This window comes from Bacillus sp. UNCCL81 (assembly GCF_900112535.1).
GTDB classification, from domain to species: domain Bacteria; phylum Bacillota; class Bacilli; order Bacillales; family Bacillaceae_G; genus Gottfriedia; species Gottfriedia luciferensis_B.
The window spans coordinates 39020-58665 of record NZ_FOMF01000003.1 but is presented as its reverse complement, the minus strand read 5'-3'; the positions used below and the strand labels follow the sequence as shown (position 1 = coordinate 58665).

Here is a 19646-nt window from a genome sequence, read left to right as displayed (position 1 = left end):
TCCTCAAAATTATCTAGTTTTCGCATCAGTTAAGTTGGATTTATATATAGTGGAATTCAGTTTTGTTTAACCTTCCGCGTAAATAAATAAAAAATAAAAAAGCCTCTTTCATTCAGAAAGAGGCATCGGAAACAATTGTTTTCGACTTATCTATCAGAATGTTTTCATTCTGCAGGAAGTGGCACCGTTCCTAAATAAGGAGGTTGCCGGACGTCATAGGGCCTGATCCCTCGGTCACTCTCGATAAGTTTGAATTATGTAATTTCTTTAACTGAATCATAAATCCTAGTAAACAGATTGTCAATAAGGGAATTTAAACATTTTTTGAGATAGCGCTTTCATTTTTATTAGAAAAAATAAAATTTTATAATTTTTTATTGCCATTAAACCGAAGTTAATACATAGTACCAGTTCCCTTTAGTATCACTTCTGATTTTACTCGAAGTTCAAGTTTTGGATAAATTTCTTCCCACTTATCTATTACTTTTTTTGTCACTCCGTATTTTGCTTGATAGTTTAACCCAAGTCCAAGTGGATCAACATTTAATTCCTGTAGACGTTCTAGAAATTTTTTTGTTCTTGAGCTCATAATGATTGATGCTATCTTCTCATACTCTTTCAATTCTCTATCTTGATGTAATGTCTTTTTAGATTCCTCAATGAATCCTTTTACCTTTATATGAACGTCTACATATGGTTTTTTATTTTTAGGCATAACAATTTTCATGTCAATTTTCGTATTTCCAGCACTTACGAAAAACTGATTCTTTCCTTTTCCAACATTAATTAATGTTGTTTTTTTGGGATTTAAAAGTTCATTAAGTAATCTTGTTTCGTCGCGATTTAATACTGCTTTAAATTTTGTTCCTTTAAAAACTGCGGAAGTATTAATTTTAAAGGTACTATCGAACGGTTCAATAATAGGTAAATATGGATCTATACCGTTTTCTGTCAATCGCATATAATAATCATTAAGTATCTCTGACATTACATATGGTGACCTATTTGATTCTTCATTAAAAGCTAACACAAGAGCGTTACCCGCTAATCTCTCTGATTTAACCCTCCATGATAAAGCTTCTTTTGCAGAAGGTTCTCCTACAGCTACATAAGCAACACCTTGAATATCTGGCCGTTTAATAAACCACTTCATCAAATCAATTTGGTTTTCAACTAGTAGATCTTTATCAATAACGATTACCCTACATTGAGCAAAATCTAATTTTTTATCTACTAAAGATTGGATTATTCTAATGGCCTCAGAAACTGAAGTTGATTTTTGAGAAATAATTTGAAAATTAGACCTTCCCGCTCCAATTTGTGCTGTAGGGATGGCTAATTTCACTGACACTAGGTAGATGCCATTTTCATCTGTATGATCAATTCCTATCCCTACGACAAAAAAACGTTTATCAACATCGAGTAATTGGCAACCAGACATAAAACTTAATTCCATAATTAACAACAACGTTAATATACGTTTCATGCTCTTTGCCTCCGAGATAAGAAAAAAATTAACACTACTAATATGACTTCAGCAGGAAAACGGATATTTTGCCATATTTTAATCAGATCAAAAAATTCTCTTTCGTTCGTAAATGTCTGCAGTGTCAACGTAACGGCTCCAAAAAATAGTAAAGTCATATATCCATAAAATTTCCTTTTTTTAGCAGGTTTTAAATTATAATTAAAAAACATTCCTTCAAATAGTTTTAAACCAACATGCCATGTTAGTATACCAAATAACAGTGACATCAAAAGGAATATATAAACCATCAAATATAGCACTCTTTCGATAAACCCATATTCCATTCTTAGAGAATCAGTTATGAAGATCCAAGGAAACACTACATCATTAATCCCTTTAATACCTAAAAAAGCAATTGGAACGAAAAATGTAAAACTAATTACAACGAATCCGATTAAAGGTAAAATCCACAGAAATTTAACAACCTTTTTCGTATCAAGATAACGATTAAGGATAGCTAGATTTATATAGCCTGTAAAAAAATAAGTAGCAGCAGAAATAGAACTATAGTTAGGCATTTGCCAAAAATAATGGAGTATTCTTTTAATATGGACGAAATAAAAATAATTGCTTGCTATAGCTTTATAAACGATAAAAAAAACAACTGGAGTAGCTACAAGTACCATTATTTCAATAACGTTGAGGATTGATTTTGTATAACAATTTGCTCCATAAATAACAATAACTAGAAAAAAAGCTAAAACGTATCCCATATTTAACTCCGTATTTAAATACAGTACAGTAATATATGTGAAAGAAATTAAAACAAATGCCCCTGCAGCCAACCACATTACGCCTAAAAATGCTAAGTAAATGTTTTTAACAAGTTTAGGTAGTCTATTGTTAAAAATTTCGGGCAATCCTTTATTAGGAAATTTACTTATTCCGATCGTAAACAAATAAATAAATATTCCACCAATCAAAACACTTAACACCATAGATATAAGAGACCCATTAAAACGCTCGCCAATTAAAATCATGGGTACATTGATAATGATATTTAACATCATTGTTAGCAGTACAGTATAGTAAAAGTGACGGGTCAACTAGCTTTGCCCCCCCTTTGGGTTCTCAGTTATCGTTTCAATTTTATCGGAAGATCCCCATTCAATCGCTAAAAAAGGAGTCCCAAAGCTTCGCTTATTAGCAAAATAACAGATAAGTACAAGCATACCTCCAACTAGTCCGACCAACCCAAAAAGAGTTGCTAATATAATCAGTGGGTATCTAATACATCGAATTGCGAAACTCATTGCACTGATTGGGACCGTAAAATTAGAAATGGCAACAAATGCAATAATAATAATCATGATGGAACTTACAAGTTGTGCTTGTTGTGCAGCTTGACCAAGAATAAGTCCACCAACAGTCGTAGCAGTTGGGCCAATTACTCGTGGTAGTCTAATACTAGCTTCAACTAACATTTCAACAGCTAACATCATAAAAAGCACTTCAAAAAATGATGGATAAGGAACTCCTGCCCTACTACCTGCAATCGTCAAAGTAAGTTGGGACCTTAATATTTCCGGGTTATACGAGGTAATTGCAATATAAAAAGCTGGTAACACCAATGTTATAATAAGGGCAATATATCTTATTGATTGCAAAAGTTTTTTTATCCAGAATGAATGATATAAGTCATCCATTGAAGATATAAAATCAAAAAATACAGTAGGCGTACTCAAAGCAAATGGCGTTCCATCCATAACAATAGCAACTTTACCTTGGGCAAGATTTAAAACAGTTCGATCAGGTCTTTCTGTTATCATCATTGTAGGAAATAAATGAATCTTTTTATCAGAAAGTTTCCTTTCTAATTGACCAACTGCTTGTATTACATCCACCTTTACCCTCTTAAGACGACTTTTTACTTCATCAATTACCTTTTGATCTGCATAATTAGAATCAAAAAGTATTGCTATTTTTGTTTTTGATATTGTTCCAACTGTTTGGTATTCAATGCTTAATTTATTCGAAGGATATCTTTTACGAATTAGCGCGATATTTGTACTGAGGTCATGTGAAAAAGCTTTTTGTGGCCCTTGAACTGATGTTTCTACTGAAGCTTCTTCAGATTCAGTATTCATATCACGAATCGCATTAAAAGCATAGATCCCATTCGATATGAAAATTAACACATTACCAGAAATTATATATTCACCTAAATACCTTTTGTTTTGAATTGATTCACAACTAGATAAGGAGAGTAAGTGTAAAAGAAATTTACTTTCTTTATCACAAAGCATAAGTGGTTGGATTATATCAGTTTTAATTTTATCTGCGTCACATAGATCTTGAAGATAAATTAAACTTATCTCTTGATCGTAATATTCAAAAGAATGGACAATTAAATCTTTTGATCCTTCAAATTCTAGCTTAAGCGCATTTATTACTGCCAATTGACTTCTCATCTTATGCTTCCCTCCTTCTATTTCTTTTCATATTTTTTTAGTATGTCAAATTAAAGCTTATCCATTCTATGCAAATTCCTTTTTTTCCCTTTCTTTGATAGATCAAAAATAGCTATTTTTCTTTTGGCTTACTGACTTAGACCTTATGAGTATGTTAATTTCAGATTCTTGATTTTTACTTGCTCATGAACCCTCTATGAGGAACTATATTTCGGATTCCTGCTCTTTTACTTACTCATCAACCCTTTATGAGGAACTATATTTCGGATTCAAGCTCATTTACTTACTCATGAACCCTTTATGAGGAACTATATTTCGGATTCTTGCTCTTTTACTTACTCATGAACCCTTTATGAGGAACTATATTTCGGATTCCTGCTCTTTTACTTACTCATGAACCTTCTATGAGGAACTATATTTCGGATTCCTGCTCTTTTCTTACTCATGAACCCTCTATGAGGAACTAAATTATGGATTCCTGCTCTTTTACTGACTCATGAACCCTTTATGAGTGACTATATTTCGTATTCCAGCTCCTTAACTTACTCATGAACCCTTTATGAGGAACTATATTTCGTATTCCAGCTCCTTTACTTACTCATGAACCCTTTATGAGGAACTATATTTCGGATTCTTGCTCTTTTACTTACTCATCAACCCTTAGTGTATGAAAGAAGCATATTTCAAAAAAAAACCCAACGAATCGTTGGGTTTTTACAATACTTATAAATTATTAATTTCATTAGCATTACGAACTCCTGCTTCAATTGCCCCTTTATATGTCGATTAAAAGGATTGATATTCCCATCATTTTCAAAGAACACACTGTCATTCCTTTGAGTGCAAGCCCATAACTCCTATAAATTATGAGTATAAAATCCTCAAATGGTTCAATAATAATTTTCGTACCTATCTCTTTAAAAGGAGTTTAGTATGAATTTATTTGAGAAGGGAAGTAAATTTATAATGGGAGTATTAAGTGGAAATCCACAAAATGAACCTTTACATTATGGAGAAGTTTATGGTCTATGGAGTCACCTATCAGCTACTAAAGCTGGTGTAGATACTTACCAAGTTTATATTAACCATACTGGTGATGAAGAGTTAAAAGCATTTTTAAAACAAGTAATTGAAAATTCAATGAAACCTGCAATTAAAGAAGTTGAAGAAGTACTTCTACATAATGATATTGCAGTACCTCCTACTCCATCAGAACGACCAGATGCCGATTTGGAACAAATTCCAGCTGGAGCTAGATTTCAAGATGCTCAAATCGCTTACATGGTTGCTGCTGAAATAGCTGCTGGAGTTACATCTAACGCTGCATTAATGAGTCAATCAATTCGCGAAGATATTGGTACTATGTTTGCAAGTTTTGGTGCTAAAAAAGCGAAAGATGGTGCAGCACTACTACAAATCATGAAAACAAAAGGCTGGTTAGTTCCACCACCTCTTCACTTTGAAACAAAGCAACAACAACATTAAAAAAATTGTCCACCTATCATTAATTAGGTGGACTTTTTTTATTTTCTAGTTAAGCGATAGACTGAGCAGCATGCACAGTTGTTCCATACACATGTACCTACACAACCGCCCAAAAACAGCATAAATAAGAAGATAGAGGAGTCTATTCTCATTCAAAATATAAAAAAAATGACAAAAGAGGTTCGGAATAAGAGCATTCCGAGTCCCTAGGAGACTTTATTTTTTATAATATTGATCAATACGGTGTGTTAAATATAGAATTAAAATAATTATGATAAAAAAATATGTAATTTTTATATAAATATTTAAACTTATAGAACTTAAAGAAAAAATAAGCAAAGTAAGAATAGCACCTAAAATAAATTTTAAAATGTTTTTCATATTACACCTTTCTTTTAAATAATATGCCTAAAGCTTAACTTAGTTTAATACCTTTGTAAAAAAATCTAAGATAAGGAGTTTTATAATGAAAAAATTTATTAAAATAAAAATGTTTTATGACTATCTTTGTTTTATTAATTTTAGTTAGTGGTTGTAACTCAAATGATCAAAATCATAGCTTAAGAGGAACATATGTAAGTAAGGATTTACGTCGAATTACGATGGTATTTGATCAAGAAGATGACAATAAATTTTACTATTATGACCATGAATTACCGGAAAATCAAAGAGTAGATAAAGGGAATTACTCAAAAAAATCAAATTCAAACTATGTAATAAAAAATACTAATTTTAAAGAAACAGAGATCACTTTTAAGCAAGATGGATTCACGGTTACCATCAACGGAAATAAATATTATTTCCAACAAATTAGTAGCTTACCAACTATTCAGAAGTAGCTGTTTAAAAGTGCAAATAAAAAATGATAGCTAAACTACTCCTAAAATGGTTTATTACATTAGCATATTTGATAATTCTAATTTGGATAAAAATGGTATAATACGTATTGTCGCTAAAAGAGCAATTCATTATGAGTTGCTCTTTTTTTGTCAATTTTTATTAACAGTGGAGCGTAATAGATTAAGTTGTTCTTGTGAAGAATACCGTGTACGACCAACGGAAACTTGGTGCGGTTTAAATCTTATCTGACTTATCCCAATTTCTAAGAGTTTTTTGTTCTTCCTATTCTTTGAGCATACTTTCCTATTGAATACATCACAAACGTCTTCTCATAATTATCAAACCATAAAAGCGATAAAGGATGTTTAAAATATTATGACGATTTTATGAATTTGACTTATCGGCAGTATATATATTTTTTTACTTGACCATATAAAATAAAAAAGAATATATGTGAAATAAATTTCTCATAATAAGTTCAGGAGGGATTTTTATGAAGCATATAAAAGCATTTATCATTAAATTTATTGCTTGTCTTGCATTATTATATATAATTTTGGGTCTTGGGTACGATATGGCATTTAGAAATGTATTTCTGATATCGTTAGTCTTAGGAGTAATCGCATATATCGTTGGTGATCTATTGATCTTACCCAAAACAAATAATACGATAGCAACAATAGCGGATGCAGGACTAGCATACTTAATTATTTGGTATATGGGATCAAAGTTAACATATGGTGGTAGTATGGTAACTCCAGCTTTAATTTCCGCAATTGGCATAGCTTTGTTTGAAATCTTTTTTCATAAATATGTTTATCATAATGTTATTAAAAATACAGAGCATCGAGAGAATGTATCAACTGGAAATTTACGTTATCAAACCGAGGCATCAGAAGAATTGACTCCTGATATACAAGACGAAAAAATTAAAAAATAATTACTGTATTATAAAGGTCTTAAAAAAATTAGTAAGAGAAACTTAAGTTTCTCTTATTTATTTTCTATCTTACTAATGTATATCCAAAAAAAAGTACAGACTGAAAGAATTCCCCACCCTGTACTCGTCATTTTAATTCATTCGTTTTTTATATACCTTCATCGAAATCAGATAAAACAAAATCCCAATTCCCACTAACCAGAACACTGCTGTTAAAATCGCACCATAGTCCGGCTGCCCAGCTAAAAGGGAACGTACACTTTCGGCAATTGGTGTCATTGGCTGATTTTCTGCAAAAGCTCGAAGCTTGCTACCCATATTATTTGTTGGAACAAAGGCAGAACTTACAAACATTAAGCCCATAAGTAGATAAGAGAACACGCTCGCACCTTCATACGATTTTGACATTAAACCACATGCTACTGCAATCCAAGTGAAAGAAAAAACGGTAAGCAGGATCATACCAACAGCTAATAACCATTCCACAAAGTTAGCATGAGGACGGAATCCCATGATAAAAGAAATGAGAATCACCGCAGCAACTGATAATAAGTTTAATAATAATGTTGAGATGACATGCCCTCCCAATATGGATGATTTGGCGATTGGCATGGAATGGAATCGATCAAAGATTCCTCTAGTCATGTCAGTATTCACTCGAACTGCTGTATAGGAAATCCCCATTCCAATACACATAAGCAACACACCTGGAACGATAAAATTCACATAATCTACTTTATCCATCGTCATGGCACTACCGAAAATATAAACAAAAGCAAGCATAAGCATAATCGGCATAAGAATCGTTGTGATAATTGTATCAATACTTCTAAGTGAATGCTTCATTACCCGACTACTCATTGTAATAGTATCACTAAAAAAATGGTTTCCACTCATTATGATTCTCCTTTCTTTCCGGTAACAGCGAGGAAAATTTCCTCAAGGTTCGGCTGTTTTTCTACGTATTCCACTTTTTTAGGTGGAAGAATTGCTTTTAATTCATTCAATGTACCTTGAATGAGTATCTTTCCTTCATGTAAAATTGCAATGCGGTCAGCTAGTTGTTCGGCTTCTTCTAAATACTGGGTAGTGAGAAAAACGGTAATACCTGCTTTCGCCATATCACGAATCACTTCCCATAAAGCTAACCGAGCTTCCGGGTCAAGTCCAACAGAAGGCTCATCAAGAAAAACAAGTTCAGGTGACCCGAGTACTGTCATTGCTAAATCCAAGCGTCGTTTCATACCGCCTGAATAAGTAGCAAGAGCACGATTACCAGCTTCAACTAAATCAAAACGGCGTAGACTTTCTTCCACAGCTTCTTTCCGATTAGGCAAGTGGCGAAGTTTTGCAACTAGATCGAGATTTTCCCGCCCTGTCAAAATATCATCTACTGCAACGTTTTGTCCGGTTAGACTGATTTTCTCACGTACTTGTTGTGGGTTCGTTTGAAGGTTGGCATTACAGACTTCTATTTCCCCTTTATCTGCCTGCAGTAAAGTAGTTAAAATTTTAATAATAGTTGTTTTACCAGCACCATTAGACCCGAGTAAAGCGAAGACACTGCCTTTCTTTACTTCAAATTCCACGCCTTTTAATACTGGGACATTTTTGTATGATTTTTCAAGCCCTTTCACTGAAATTGCTGTATTGCTCATAATCATTTTCCCTCCCATATATACAGTTGAAGGCGCGTGTCACTGCTGGTAGCGCCTGCAACTGTTTTTGTAAAAATCAAGCTATTTTTTCTTACCCACACGATCTAGAACGCTTTTGTTCAAATTATTGCGTAACTTATCATCCCATCTTTTCGCTTGGTCAGTAAGTCCATTAGCAAATGCAGTCAAGTCTTCACCTGTCACTTCCAAGACATCTTTTCCCTCTGCCGCACCTTCTTCAAACAAATCAATTAGATCGTACTGGATTCTTAACATATCCATGCCACTTCCGGAGGCGAAACTCCACATATAATTGCAGATCTTTTTATATACCTCTGGGTAGTCTCCTGGCAAAGCTTCAACACGCGCCATCATTTCTTTGTATTCTTTTTTGTCATCAAGTATCTTTTTGATAAAATTTATCATGATCTTTATCCCCCTACTTTATTTTTTATTCGTCCATATTTTTACTTGCTGTTCAACTCTACTCTCGATGTCTTTTTTCATATCTACTTGCCCACCTAATATACTCGCCGGTTCTTCACCTAGTTTTGAGGCAGCCATCAATTCGTCTGCAAATGCCGCAACATCTTCACCAGTAACATCTAACACATGCATACCTTCTGCTGAACTAGCTTCAAACAGTTCATACAAATTGATAATTTCTTCGCCAAATCCATATCCGAAATTCCACATATACTTTTGAATCTTTTTAAACACAAAAGCGTAATCTTTCGGTAGAGAATTTACTTTTTTCATAAATGCTTTGTATTCCTTCTTACTTTCTAAATCGCCAATGATTAGCTCTATAAATTTCTTCAAATTACTTCTCCCCTTTTAAGCTATTTATTTTTGATGAAACAAAATCCCATTTTTTCCAAAATTGTTGTAATTCCTCATTCCCAGCTTCGGTTAATGAATAAAACTTTCGAGGTGGGCCCATTTCAGAACGTTTTTTCTCAATATTTACTAATTCTTTCTTTTCCAGCCTGATCAAAATCGTGTAAACTGTACCTTCGGCAACCTCTGTAAAACCTAAATCATTAAGGAGACGAGTAATCTCATAGCCGTAAGTATCACCTCGACTGATGATTTCAAGTACACAACCTTCTAATGAACCTTTGAGCATTTCTGTTAAATTTTCCATGGTATACACCTCCTTTAACTTTATTTAAAATAATTTTGGTCAATTATTAGAGGTAAACTGTAACGATAAATAGCGGAGCAAAAAATATTGTTATGGATACCACTTCTCAGCTATTTAGTAATACAGATATTCAGTATTACTTAGTACTAGGTAAAAAAATATCTAAATAGCCTATGGATCAAGTTTTTCATTTGATATCTTTTACATGAACTCTTTCCAGCTATTTAGCATGACTGATATTCAGTGTTACTTAGTAATAGTATATTGTATTACTAAGTAGCGAAAATGTGAACCGTTTTATAAAAAAATTTTATAAACATTTTCAACTATTAAGTATCACATATATTCAGTATTACTTAGTACCAATACATAGTAACACTAAGTAGTAAGATTTTCAAGTTGCCAACAATAAAAATTTCACCTAATTTTTAAAATGCAAATAACGCGATGGCCAGTGAGATTGAATCACTTATCATATGACTTAATTCCTAATAGATATATTGTTCAATGATTTTGGAAATACTCAAAAAGTTTATAAATAATAATGAATATTCTCCATCTTAATTTGGAAAATTAAGTAAAAAAGGATGATTATATGCAACTTGATTTTGCTTGGAAAGCAGTTCTAATCGTAATCATGGGATCGCTTCTATTAAGAATTGCGGGAAAAAACTCAATTTCTAAAATAACAGTATCTGAAATTGTATTAATGAGTACTATTGGTCCATTACTAAGTCGTCCTATTGAAAATAAAGGTATTTGGACAAGTATTGGAGTTGCTTCCATTCTTATACTAACCTTAATTGTGTTTCAGTTCCTTAAATTAAAATCAAAACTATTTGAATCGTTACTTACAGGTAAGTCAACAATCATTATTGAAGATGGGGTCTTAATTATAGAGAATTTGAAAAAGACACGCCTAACAACAGAAAATCTAAAAATGTATTTACACCAGTTGGGGATAAATTCGATTGAAGATGTAGCATCGGCTTCAATCGAAGTAAATGGTCAAATTGGATATAAATTGAAACCCAACGCACAGCCTGCAACTAAACAGGACATTCAAAATTTAGAGAGATTAATTGAAACTACAATTCTTAAATCTAAGTGAAGTTTAACTTAATTTCAAACAACACTAAATATTAATACTTATTAAATTGATAAATTACTATTCAGTTGGAGTGTTGGCTAAATAAAAAAGGTCTGTTTTAACAGACCTACTTCTAGTAAAACGATCCCCAAACATCTAAATAATAAGCACCAAATATAAGAAAAATGAGAATTAAGGCGATTGATAGATAAACAACCAAAATTCTAGAAAATCTAAAAGTTTGTTTATTAATATCATTTCCTTTTATAAAATAACTTATTGTTGAAATGATCAAGGCAAATATTCCAACAATAATCGAGGATAACCCAATAATCTTTGATAAAATATCTCCCATTTTTCCATTAGAAGCCATCGTTGAAAAATGAAGATTAGTGATTAAAAAGCCGACTCCCATTATCGTTATGCTTGTTCTTACCCATGCAAGATATGTTCTTTCATTTGCTAAATGCTGTTGTATATATTTAGAATCAATTGTTTCAAACTCTTTTTCTAGCGCATTATTCATATTCGTACCTCTGATTTAGTTATTTCCTAATCCTTAAAGGTTTACCAGCTTGTTTCCGTTTTCAGTTGAATCTTGTTGTTTTCGGTTTCCAAAAAGGAATGTTAAAAATGCTGCAATTACCATAGCAATTGAGATTCCAAAAACTGCAATGCTATAACCGCCTGCTGTATTTGCTCCCATATTTTGTATAAGCTTCCCAAAAATAATTGGGGTAATTATACCCGATGAAGTCATTATTCCAAAATATGTTCCTGCTATAACCCCTCTGCGGTGTGGGAGTATACTAACCACTATAGCCGGGCAAAGTGTGTTTACTGTAGCAACCATTGTATTTACTAATGATAGTAGGATAATTATTGAAACTACCCCATTCATAAGTGGGTATAAAGAATACAAAATTCCTGCCATTAAAACACTAATAATAGAAAATAAAATGCGAGATCTCCATATATTTTGTGCCTTTTTATATAAACGATCTGAGAGTAGTGATAGTCCGATCGCTGAAATAGCCCCAATTAATCCAGAGACAGCAATAACTAAAGCAGACTGTTGTTCAGATAACCCTTTTACTTTTATTAGGTAAGATGGATTGAAAGTAAGACCAAAGACAATGAACGAATAGGCAATAAATGCAATTAACGTCGTAAATATAAATTTAGGAGAGCTTAAAGCTTTCCATATCTCTTTCCTGTTATTCTTTGTATTGTTATCATTCGTACTTAATTCTTCTTGAATAGAAACTGATGGTTTCATACTTCCTAACCATAACCAACAAACAAACCATAGAAAGCTACAAATACCAGAAATAAAAAATGCTTGTCTCCAACCATAATTTGAAATTAAAGTAACTAAAATAGGAGCTGATACAGCTATCCCAACAACATTTCCAAAACTAATGATCGATATTGCGAATCCACGCGATTCAGGTTTAAACCATTTACTAAGATGACTAATGGCAGTTGCCATAAATGCGCCTTCTCCCACACCTAATAAAACTCTACTTAAGATTAGAACCGGTAGGCTTGATGCAAACAAAGCCATGGATTGTGCGATTGTCCATACAATCGCCATAATAGCTATTGATTTTCCAGTACCTATGCGATCTGAAAAAGAGCCACCTACTATTCCAAATATTGAAAATAACCAATAAAAACTACTACCTAAGATACCAAACTCTGTAGTAGTTAAGTTCAAGTCATCGGTAATATGTATATTAGCTAAACCCAAGATTGATTTGTCAGCAAAATTAATAATAGCCATTAGAAAAAGTGCAGATAAAATAAACCATTTCGCCCAACTTTTCATCCAAGTTCCTGCCTCTCGTAAAATTCAAAGCTTTTTTCAATTAAAAGGATTACATTCAGACTTTTTGAAAAGAGCACCTGCTAGTCTTTTTTATGCTAAGCATAATTAAGCAGGTGCTTATTTTTCACTATTATTTAGGGAATGACGATATTCATATAACGATCGAATTCATCTAAAAGTGATAAAAATTCATTCATTTTTGTATGGTTACCTGAAATATTTATTTTACCTACAGCTACTCCTTGTTCTATTGAGAGTAAACCTAGAACAATTCCGTAAAATGTCATTTGATCAATTACTAAAGAAACATCTGCTTTAACAGCTAATTTATTTTCTTTAAAAAACAAAACAGAGTTCTCTAAACAAATCGTATATTCTTTGTTAGTGTTTGATAATGTTATATTGATTGTTATTTTTTTACCTTCTGCTTTTGGACCATTTAATTTAACAGCTACTAGTTTTAAGAATTCATTTACTGGCATATTTTTTATAACTTCAGATACATCTAATGGAGAATTATCTTTATAAATTCCATTTCTTAGTTCAAAAGCGCCAACAAGATAAATATTGCGCCAATTAGCTGACTCTGCTTGATATCCTAATTGTTCAAATGTATCAGCTAATAGATTTTTAGCTTCTGAATTTTCTGGTTCAGCCATTACGACGTGTTTTAACACTTGAGCTACCCAGCGATATTCACCATTTTCAAAGTCAACTTTAGCTTGTCCCAAAACATTTGCTGCTCCGCCCATATATTCTACATATTTTCGACCTGCTTCCACTTGCGGCAATGGATCTAAATCGGAAGGATGAGCACTATAAAAGCCTAAATAATAATTGTAGACACCTTTTGAATTATGCTTTAACGTACCATAATATCCACGATTACCCCAATATGTATCTAATTCTTTTGGAAGTTTAATCGTCTCGGCTATTTCATCCATTGTATAACCGAGATTTGCTAAACGCACTGTCTGATCGTGCATATATTTATATAAATCCCGTTGAAGTTTTAAATGTTCTATTACATTATTTTTCTCCCAAACTGGCCAAGCATGAATCATCAGTAATGCATCGATATCTTCTGTTTCAAATAGATCGATTGTTTTATCGAGAGCATTCGCCCAAAGTAAAGCATCTCGGGTTTTTGCACCTCGTACTGTATAAATTTGATGCATCAATTTATTTGCGTTCTCAGATACGAATAATACTTTGTAATCTCTAATATAAAAATGCATTTCAGCTGGTGCTTCAGTGTTTGGCGTTAATAAAAATTTAAATGTTACACCATCGACTTCCATTAATTGGATTTCGTTTTCTATTTCAACATTTGGTAACACAAAACTTGTCTTACCTGATGTCATTGTGGGCCCAATACCTACAGATACAGAGCCTTGTGCGCCATCTGATAAATTTTTACCAAACTGATACTCTGCCCTACGCGTCATGATCGTACCTAAAAGTACATTTTCACTTAACGCTTCATTTGTAAAATATTGAGGAACAACGATTGGGATATTTGGACTTTCTGCATATTTTAGGACTGCTTGAATACCACCAAAATGATCAGCATGACTTTGGCTTATTATTATGGCTGTTACTGGCTTTTGTGGTCTATGTTTATAATACAATTCCATTGCAGCTTCAGCAGATTCATTACTTCCTAACGCATCAACGACAATCACGCCATTTTTTCCTTCAATAAAAAAGTTAGTAACCATCGATTGTCCACGGACTTGATATACTCCTTCTACAACTTCAAACAAACCAGATATAGCCTGTAATTGCGCGTTCCTCCATAAACTCGGATTAACAGTCTCAGGTGCAGTGCCATTTAGATAGTCCAGCTGTTCTATGTCCCAAACAACTTCACCAGAATCATTTTTAATAATCTTTGTGTCTAGTGGTGCAATAAATCCTCTATTTGCATCAATGAAGTCCTGTCGATCATCAAAATTTAGAGTATTATAAACTGCTAAATTAGCATCTTTTGTAATAGAAGTTGCAGATTTTGATTGTGTTAGTACTTTATTTGTCATAAGAACCTCCATGAATTGTTAAATATAAAAAGGCTTATCAAGAATTTTTCTTTTAAACTATTAAACTTCCATTTGTTCTACATTTAAAGCTCTCTTTACTATTTTCCCTGTACTATTTTTTGGTAATTTATTCATAAATTCGATTTGTTTTGGTAGTTTGTACTTTGCTAGTTTGTCTTTGCAAAAATGCAAAATGTCATCCATCGTTATGGATTCTTCTTCAGACACAACGAAAGCTTTTACGATTTGTCCGTAATCCTTATCAGGAATTCCAATTACTGCTACTTCAACAATCGCTGGATGTTGATAAATTACTTCCTCTACTTCTCTTGGATAAACATTATAACCACCAACAATAATCATGTCCTTTATTCGATCAACAATATAGATATAACCATCGTTATCCATCTTTGCTAAGTCACCAGTATAAAACCAATCATTTTTAATGACCTTAGCTGTTTCTTCAGGCATACCAAGATACCCAATCATTACATTCGGACCTTTTACAATTAGTTCACCTATTTCTCCTCTTGGAACTTCAAATCCATTTTTATCAACAACCTTATTTAATACTCCAGGAATATTTACTCCAACAGAACCAAATTTCCTTTCCCCTTTTAACGGATTAAATGCCGTTACAGGAGCTGTTTCTGAAAGACCAAACCCTTCGATAACAATCGTCTTATATTTTTCTTCAAACCTCTGTAGTAATTCAATAGGCAATGATGCTCCACCTGAAAAACATGCACGGATCGATGTGAAATACTCAGCTGAATATTCTTTTAATTGCAATAAAAAGTTATACATCGTTGGAACACCAGCAAATAATGTCACTTGCTCATTAAAGATTGTATTCATGACTTCACTAGGACTGAATCTTGGAACAATTACTATATTTGCCCCACAAATGATTGGTGCATTTATACAGATTGACAAACAGAATACATGGAACATTGGAAGAACAGCTAAAATACGATCATTTTTGTTAAACTCCACCAATTCAACAATTGATCGGGCATTTGAAACTAAATTGCGATGAGACAACATTGCGCCTTTTGGTTTACCGGTTGTCCCAGACGTATATAAAATGACAGCAAGATCATCTTCTGTAATTAGCGGATATTCATTACCATTTGACTTCGTATCAAGCAACTTCCACCAACTAAGCTCAGCTTTGTTCGATTCCACATAGTACATTATTTCAATCTGTTTTATCTCTACTTTAAGAGTATCAATGATTGAATCCATAGTAGAATCCGCAATGACAGCCTTTGCTTCGCTGTTCGATAATATAAATAGGATTTCGTCTTTGGTAAAGATTGGATTTATAGGAATAACTACGCCACCTGCACGTAGAATCCCATAATAAGCAGTGACAAATTCCGGACAATTCCCTAATATCAAGGCTACTCTATCACCTTTTTTTACTCCATCATGTATTAATTTAGATGCTACGCATTCAACTTGAGAAAGTAATACACTATACTTAATATTTTTATTTTTAAATGTAATTGCATTATGATTTGGGAATTTCTCTGCACTTTTTTTTAAACTTTCATATAAATTCAAACTCATTACTAAGCCTCCTGAAATAGTAGGATGTAGTGTCGAGAAACAAAAAGAGCAATTGATTACTCAAGTAGTACCATCAATATGAATATAGTTGAGGCACCATCATCAATTTTGACGGTGCCCGTTAACTTTGATTAAAATCACGAAATCACTAAACCAGAGCCTACAACTTCATTTGAAATTTTCGCAATTATTTCAGGTGGTATTTTGAAGAAAATTCCACAAGGATCACTATGAACTAGTGCTACAATATACGCCATATTTTCCACATTCACCTCAAAGTCAGCAAACGTACTTGCCAGGCCAACTTTTTCGCGGAGATTACGAATGAATAACACAACTTCCGCCAGACATGCTTCTGGGCTTTCCGGTAAATTCTTTAGACCTAACGCTTCCGCAAATCCATGAATTCGTTTTAAATAATATGGTGCAAGTGATTCCATTACATTTGGCAATAGCACAGCATTTGCTAGTCCATGTGGAATTCCGAATTTTGCTCCAAATACATGTGCTAAATTGTGAACTGGAATCGCATTAACAGAAAGACTGAAAGCAGAAATTGCCATTGCACTAGCCATTAACATATTAGATCGCGATGCAAGATTTTCCCCATCATGAACAGCTGTAGACAAATTTTCTACAATCATTCGAATTGATTGAAGTGCGTATGCGTCTGTCATTGGATTCGCTTGAGGTGAAAAATAAGCTTCAATTGCATGAGTTAATGCATCAAATCCTGTAAATGCAGTAATTTTTGGTGGTAAACCAACTGTAAGTTCTGGATCTAATATCGCCATATCAGGGCTTATAAATGTGTTTAGGATATTCGTTTTAATTCCGACCTTTTCATTGAATACTACAGCGATTGGTGAAACCTCCGCTCCAGTACCAGCAGTTGTTGCAATTGCAACGTGTGGAATCGGGATATACTGAGCTTTTGGCCAAAATTCCATTACATTTCCTACAAGAAGTTCTTCACGAATGTCATGAACTTTATTATGTAGCATCCATTTAATTGCTTTTACTGTATCTAAAACACTTCCACCACCAACAGCAATTAATGCATCTCCATTACATTCTTTATAGAACTTAGCACCGCGGTTAATGATTTCACCTTTAGCATCCTGTTCTATATCCTCAAAAACACCTACTAACTGTACATCGCTAGGTATTGTCTCAAATAACTCCTTAATTTTATCTGTAATACCTGCTTGTGTTATTCCTTTATCAACATAAAGAACAGCTCTTTTACCACCAAGGCCTTTAATCATTTCAGGTAACAAAGAGCGAGCGCCAGCTCCACTATTTACAACTGTTCGAACTGAAAACTGAAAAAATGATGTTATCATGAGATCACCTTCTCTTTTCTATTAAAGTTTTTTTCTATTTGTTTTTTCTAATTTTTTATAATAAAATGCCATACCATGGTTTTTGACTTAATTCAGGAGTAAGTGAGCAATGAACATGTTTTACTTGCGTATATTCATCTAATGCATATCGACCAAGCTCACGACCAAATCCACTTTGTTTATATCCTCCAAATGGTGCGTCGCTTCTTAACATATGCCAGTCATTGATCCAGACTGTTCCCGCCTTTAATTCTTTTGATATTTGAAGTGCTTTATTTACATCTTTAGACCAAATACCAGCCGCTAACCCATAAATCGTATCATTCGCAATGTCAATCGCTTCTTCAATCGTCGAATATCGAATGACACAAAGAACCGGACCAAAAATCTCTTCTTGAGCGATTTTCATTTTATTATGTACATCCGCGAAAATCGTTGGTTCAACAAAATATCCATTTTCATATCCCTTACCTGTTAAACGTTTACCACCACAAACTAAACGTGCTCCTTCTTGAATTCCAGCATCAATATAAGATAAAACAGTCTCTAGTTGTTGTTCTGAAGCCATTGGCCCCATTCCTGTCGTCATATCAAGCTGGTTGCCAATCGTAATTGAAGAAGCCAAATTCGCTAAACGGTCAACTACTTCATCATAGATCGAATCATGTACTAAAAGGCGCGTACCTGATTCACATAGTTGTCCAGAGTGAAGACAGAAACCGAATAAACTGCCTGGAATAGCAATATCTAAATCAGCATCAGGTAATACGATCGATGGTGATTTTCCTCCTAATTCTAGAGTGACTCTTTTAACTGTTCCAGATGCTAACTCCATAATTCGTCTTCCAACTTCTGTAGATCCCGTAAATGCTACTTTATCTACTTGTGGATGAGTTGCTAGCACTTCGCCAACAGTAGCTCCAGGTCCTGAAACAACATTGAAAACTCCTGGCGGGATTCCAGCTTCAGTTGCTAATTCTGCTAGTTTCAAAGTGGAAAGAGGAGTATTTGACGCTGGTTTAACAATAATTGAATTCCCCATCGCCAGCGCAGGTGCAATTTTCCACATTGCTAACAGCATCGGTAGATTCCAAGGTGTAATCGCAGCTACAACACCAACGCCTTCTCTCCATACTTGATTGTTACTAGGTCCTGGAAAAGGTAGTACTGGCAAAGATTCAATAAATGGATACTCAACTGTAAATTTCGCTGTTTGCTGAAGTAGATCTACTAAATATAGAATATCCAAATTTGAGATTCGTCTTACCGTAGCTCCCGAACTAACAGATTCCAAGAATGCAAGTTCATGAGAATGTTCAACAATTTTATTCCCAAAATTAATTAAGATTTGAGCTCTTTCTCTAGGTGATTTCTTTGACCAAACTCCTGAATCAAAGGCATTACGAGCAGAAGTAATAGCTGCTTCGGTATCTTCTCTTCCAGCTTTAGCTACTTGAGCGACAACTTCCCCTGTTGCTGGATTTTTCACACTAAACGTTTCACCACTTTTTGCAGATGTCCATTGACCATCAATATAAAGAGGAAATTCCAATAATTTTTGAGTCGTTTGCATTTAAAAACCTCCTAAAATAGTTATTTAATTAGTTAAGTAGGAACTCTAGTAACATCTGACCTCCTTTTAAAGAAAACGCTTGCAAATCACAACAAATTTTTAGAAAATAACATTAAGGACTTGTCTTAATTTAAAAATTAAGAATTATCTGAAATAATTGTATAACTTCATTTTCACTAAGTA

At 33.5% G+C, this 19646-nt stretch carries 18 protein-coding genes and 1 riboswitch; of the genes, 4 read left to right on the top strand and 14 right to left on the bottom strand.

All coding sequences use genetic code 11. The features are described from left to right. Window positions 1-143: 143 nt before the first annotated feature. Window positions 144-250: riboswitch (SAM riboswitch) on the bottom strand. A 144-nt stretch (window positions 251-394) separates the two neighbouring features. Genes BM319_RS06200 through BM319_RS06190 form a run of 3 tightly spaced genes read right to left on the bottom strand, consistent with a single transcriptional unit; the run spans window position 395 to window position 3939 of the window. Further along, window positions 395-1486 carry a Ger(x)C family spore germination protein gene (locus BM319_RS06200; RefSeq protein WP_025568752.1) on the bottom strand — a complete coding sequence of 364 codons (1092 nt, stop codon included), beginning with the start codon at window positions 1484-1486 and terminating at the stop codon, window positions 395-397. After that, window positions 1483-2574 carry a GerAB/ArcD/ProY family transporter gene (locus tag BM319_RS06195; RefSeq protein WP_091021789.1) on the bottom strand — a complete coding sequence of 364 codons (1092 nt, stop codon included), beginning with the start codon at window positions 2572-2574 and terminating at the stop codon, window positions 1483-1485. The genes BM319_RS06200 and BM319_RS06195 overlap by 4 nt, the downstream gene beginning before the upstream one ends. Beyond that, on the bottom strand, window positions 2575-3939 hold the full coding sequence (locus tag BM319_RS06190) for a spore germination protein (protein ID WP_091021787.1): 1365 nt from the start codon (window positions 3937-3939) through the stop codon (window positions 2575-2577). Window positions 3940-4872: 933 nt separating this feature from the next. Here BM319_RS06190 and BM319_RS06185 point away from each other — a divergent pair. From BM319_RS06185 to BM319_RS06175, 3 genes are all read left to right on the top strand, one after another. Beyond that, a complete protein-coding gene (locus tag BM319_RS06185) occupies window positions 4873-5424 on the top strand; it encodes a DUF3231 family protein (RefSeq protein ID WP_091021785.1) in 552 nt (183 codons plus the stop codon). Window positions 5425-5921: 497 nt separating this feature from the next. Then, window positions 5922-6263 carry a hypothetical protein gene (locus BM319_RS06180; RefSeq protein WP_069033576.1) on the top strand — a complete coding sequence of 114 codons (342 nt, stop codon included), beginning with the start codon at window positions 5922-5924 and terminating at the stop codon, window positions 6261-6263. Window positions 6264-6757: 494 nt separating this feature from the next. Next, window positions 6758-7204 carry a YndM family protein gene (locus BM319_RS06175; protein WP_025568758.1) on the top strand — a complete coding sequence of 149 codons (447 nt, stop codon included), beginning with the start codon at window positions 6758-6760 and terminating at the stop codon, window positions 7202-7204. A gap of 132 nt (window positions 7205-7336) precedes the next feature. Here BM319_RS06175 and BM319_RS06170 read toward each other — a convergent pair whose 3' ends face one another. From BM319_RS06170 to BM319_RS06150, 5 genes are all read right to left on the bottom strand, one after another. Then, window positions 7337-8101, bottom strand: coding sequence for an ABC transporter permease (locus BM319_RS06170; RefSeq protein WP_091021783.1), 765 nt, complete (start codon window positions 8099-8101; stop codon window positions 7337-7339). Beyond that, on the bottom strand, window positions 8101-8862 hold the full coding sequence (locus tag BM319_RS06165; protein ID WP_069033575.1) for an ABC transporter ATP-binding protein: 762 nt from the start codon (window positions 8860-8862) through the stop codon (window positions 8101-8103). Before BM319_RS06165 ends, BM319_RS06170 begins: the two co-directional genes overlap by 1 nt. Window positions 8863-8943: 81 nt before the next feature. Next, window positions 8944-9288 carry a DUF1048 domain-containing protein gene (locus tag BM319_RS06160; protein WP_069033574.1) on the bottom strand — a complete coding sequence of 115 codons (345 nt, stop codon included), beginning with the start codon at window positions 9286-9288 and terminating at the stop codon, window positions 8944-8946. Between the two features lie 18 nt (window positions 9289-9306). Beyond that, window positions 9307-9684, bottom strand: coding sequence for a DUF1048 domain-containing protein (locus BM319_RS06155; RefSeq protein ID WP_069033573.1), 378 nt, complete (start codon window positions 9682-9684; stop codon window positions 9307-9309). Between the two features lies 1 nt (window position 9685). Continuing rightward, window positions 9686-10009: a PadR family transcriptional regulator gene (locus BM319_RS06150; RefSeq protein WP_091021781.1), complete on the bottom strand. Its 324-nt coding sequence runs from the start codon at window positions 10007-10009 to the stop codon at window positions 9686-9688. Between the two features lie 595 nt (window positions 10010-10604). On the opposite strand from BM319_RS06150, the gene BM319_RS06145 reads away from it, so the two are divergent. After that, window positions 10605-11120: a DUF421 domain-containing protein gene (locus BM319_RS06145; RefSeq protein ID WP_069033571.1), complete on the top strand. Its 516-nt coding sequence runs from the start codon at window positions 10605-10607 to the stop codon at window positions 11118-11120. A 112-nt stretch (window positions 11121-11232) separates the two neighbouring features. On the opposite strand, the gene BM319_RS06140 is transcribed toward BM319_RS06145, so the two are convergent. From BM319_RS06140 to BM319_RS06115, 6 genes are all read right to left on the bottom strand, one after another. After that, window positions 11233-11625 (bottom strand): YidH family protein, encoded by a 393-nt coding sequence (locus BM319_RS06140; RefSeq protein WP_069033570.1) that lies wholly within the window; start codon window positions 11623-11625, stop codon window positions 11233-11235. A 33-nt stretch (window positions 11626-11658) separates the two neighbouring features. Next, the gene (locus BM319_RS06135; RefSeq protein ID WP_091021779.1) at window positions 11659-12930 is read right to left on the bottom strand and encodes an MFS transporter; all 1272 of its coding nucleotides are present in this window, start codon (window positions 12928-12930) and stop codon (window positions 11659-11661) included. Window positions 12931-13064: 134 nt separating this feature from the next. Further along, the gene (locus BM319_RS06130) at window positions 13065-14969 is read right to left on the bottom strand and encodes an alkyl/aryl-sulfatase (RefSeq protein WP_175495573.1); all 1905 of its coding nucleotides are present in this window, start codon (window positions 14967-14969) and stop codon (window positions 13065-13067) included. Between the two features lie 60 nt (window positions 14970-15029). After that, window positions 15030-16544: a long-chain-fatty-acid--CoA ligase gene (locus BM319_RS06125; protein WP_069033567.1), complete on the bottom strand. Its 1515-nt coding sequence runs from the start codon at window positions 16542-16544 to the stop codon at window positions 15030-15032. Between the two features lie 137 nt (window positions 16545-16681). Beyond that, the gene (locus tag BM319_RS06120; RefSeq protein WP_091021775.1) at window positions 16682-17890 is read right to left on the bottom strand and encodes an iron-containing alcohol dehydrogenase; all 1209 of its coding nucleotides are present in this window, start codon (window positions 17888-17890) and stop codon (window positions 16682-16684) included. A gap of 55 nt (window positions 17891-17945) precedes the next feature. Continuing rightward, window positions 17946-19463, bottom strand: a complete 1518-nt coding sequence (locus BM319_RS06115) for an aldehyde dehydrogenase family protein (RefSeq protein WP_091021773.1) — start codon at window positions 19461-19463, stop codon at window positions 17946-17948. Window positions 19464-19646: the final 183 nt, after the last annotated feature.

Coding starts and splice junctions, on each gene's coding strand:
- BM319_RS06200 (WP_025568752.1), bottom strand. CDS start 1,486: ATGAAACGTATATTAACGTTGTTGTTAATTATGGAATTAAGTTTTATG.
- BM319_RS06190 (WP_091021787.1), bottom strand. CDS start 3,939: ATGAGAAGTCAATTGGCAGTAATAAATGCGCTTAAGCTAGAATTTGAA.
- BM319_RS06185 (WP_091021785.1), top strand. CDS start 4,873: ATGAATTTATTTGAGAAGGGAAGTAAATTTATAATGGGAGTATTAAGT.
- BM319_RS06180 (WP_069033576.1), top strand. CDS start 5,922: ATGACTATCTTTGTTTTATTAATTTTAGTTAGTGGTTGTAACTCAAAT.
- BM319_RS06175 (WP_025568758.1), top strand. CDS start 6,758: ATGAAGCATATAAAAGCATTTATCATTAAATTTATTGCTTGTCTTGCA.
- BM319_RS06170 (WP_091021783.1), bottom strand. CDS start 8,101: ATGAGTGGAAACCATTTTTTTAGTGATACTATTACAATGAGTAGTCGG.
- BM319_RS06165 (WP_069033575.1), bottom strand. CDS start 8,862: ATGAGCAATACAGCAATTTCAGTGAAAGGGCTTGAAAAATCATACAAA.
- BM319_RS06160 (WP_069033574.1), bottom strand. CDS start 9,288: ATGATAAATTTTATCAAAAAGATACTTGATGACAAAAAAGAATACAAA.
- BM319_RS06150 (WP_091021781.1), bottom strand. CDS start 10,009: ATGGAAAATTTAACAGAAATGCTCAAAGGTTCATTAGAAGGTTGTGTA.
- BM319_RS06145 (WP_069033571.1), top strand. CDS start 10,605: ATGCAACTTGATTTTGCTTGGAAAGCAGTTCTAATCGTAATCATGGGA.
- BM319_RS06140 (WP_069033570.1), bottom strand. CDS start 11,625: ATGAATAATGCGCTAGAAAAAGAGTTTGAAACAATTGATTCTAAATAT.
- BM319_RS06135 (WP_091021779.1), bottom strand. CDS start 12,930: ATGAAAAGTTGGGCGAAATGGTTTATTTTATCTGCACTTTTTCTAATG.
- BM319_RS06130 (WP_175495573.1), bottom strand. CDS start 14,969: ATGACAAATAAAGTACTAACACAATCAAAATCTGCAACTTCTATTACA.
- BM319_RS06125 (WP_069033567.1), bottom strand. CDS start 16,544: ATGAGTTTGAATTTATATGAAAGTTTAAAAAAAAGTGCAGAGAAATTC.
- BM319_RS06120 (WP_091021775.1), bottom strand. CDS start 17,890: ATGATAACATCATTTTTTCAGTTTTCAGTTCGAACAGTTGTAAATAGT.
- BM319_RS06115 (WP_091021773.1), bottom strand. CDS start 19,463: ATGCAAACGACTCAAAAATTATTGGAATTTCCTCTTTATATTGATGGT.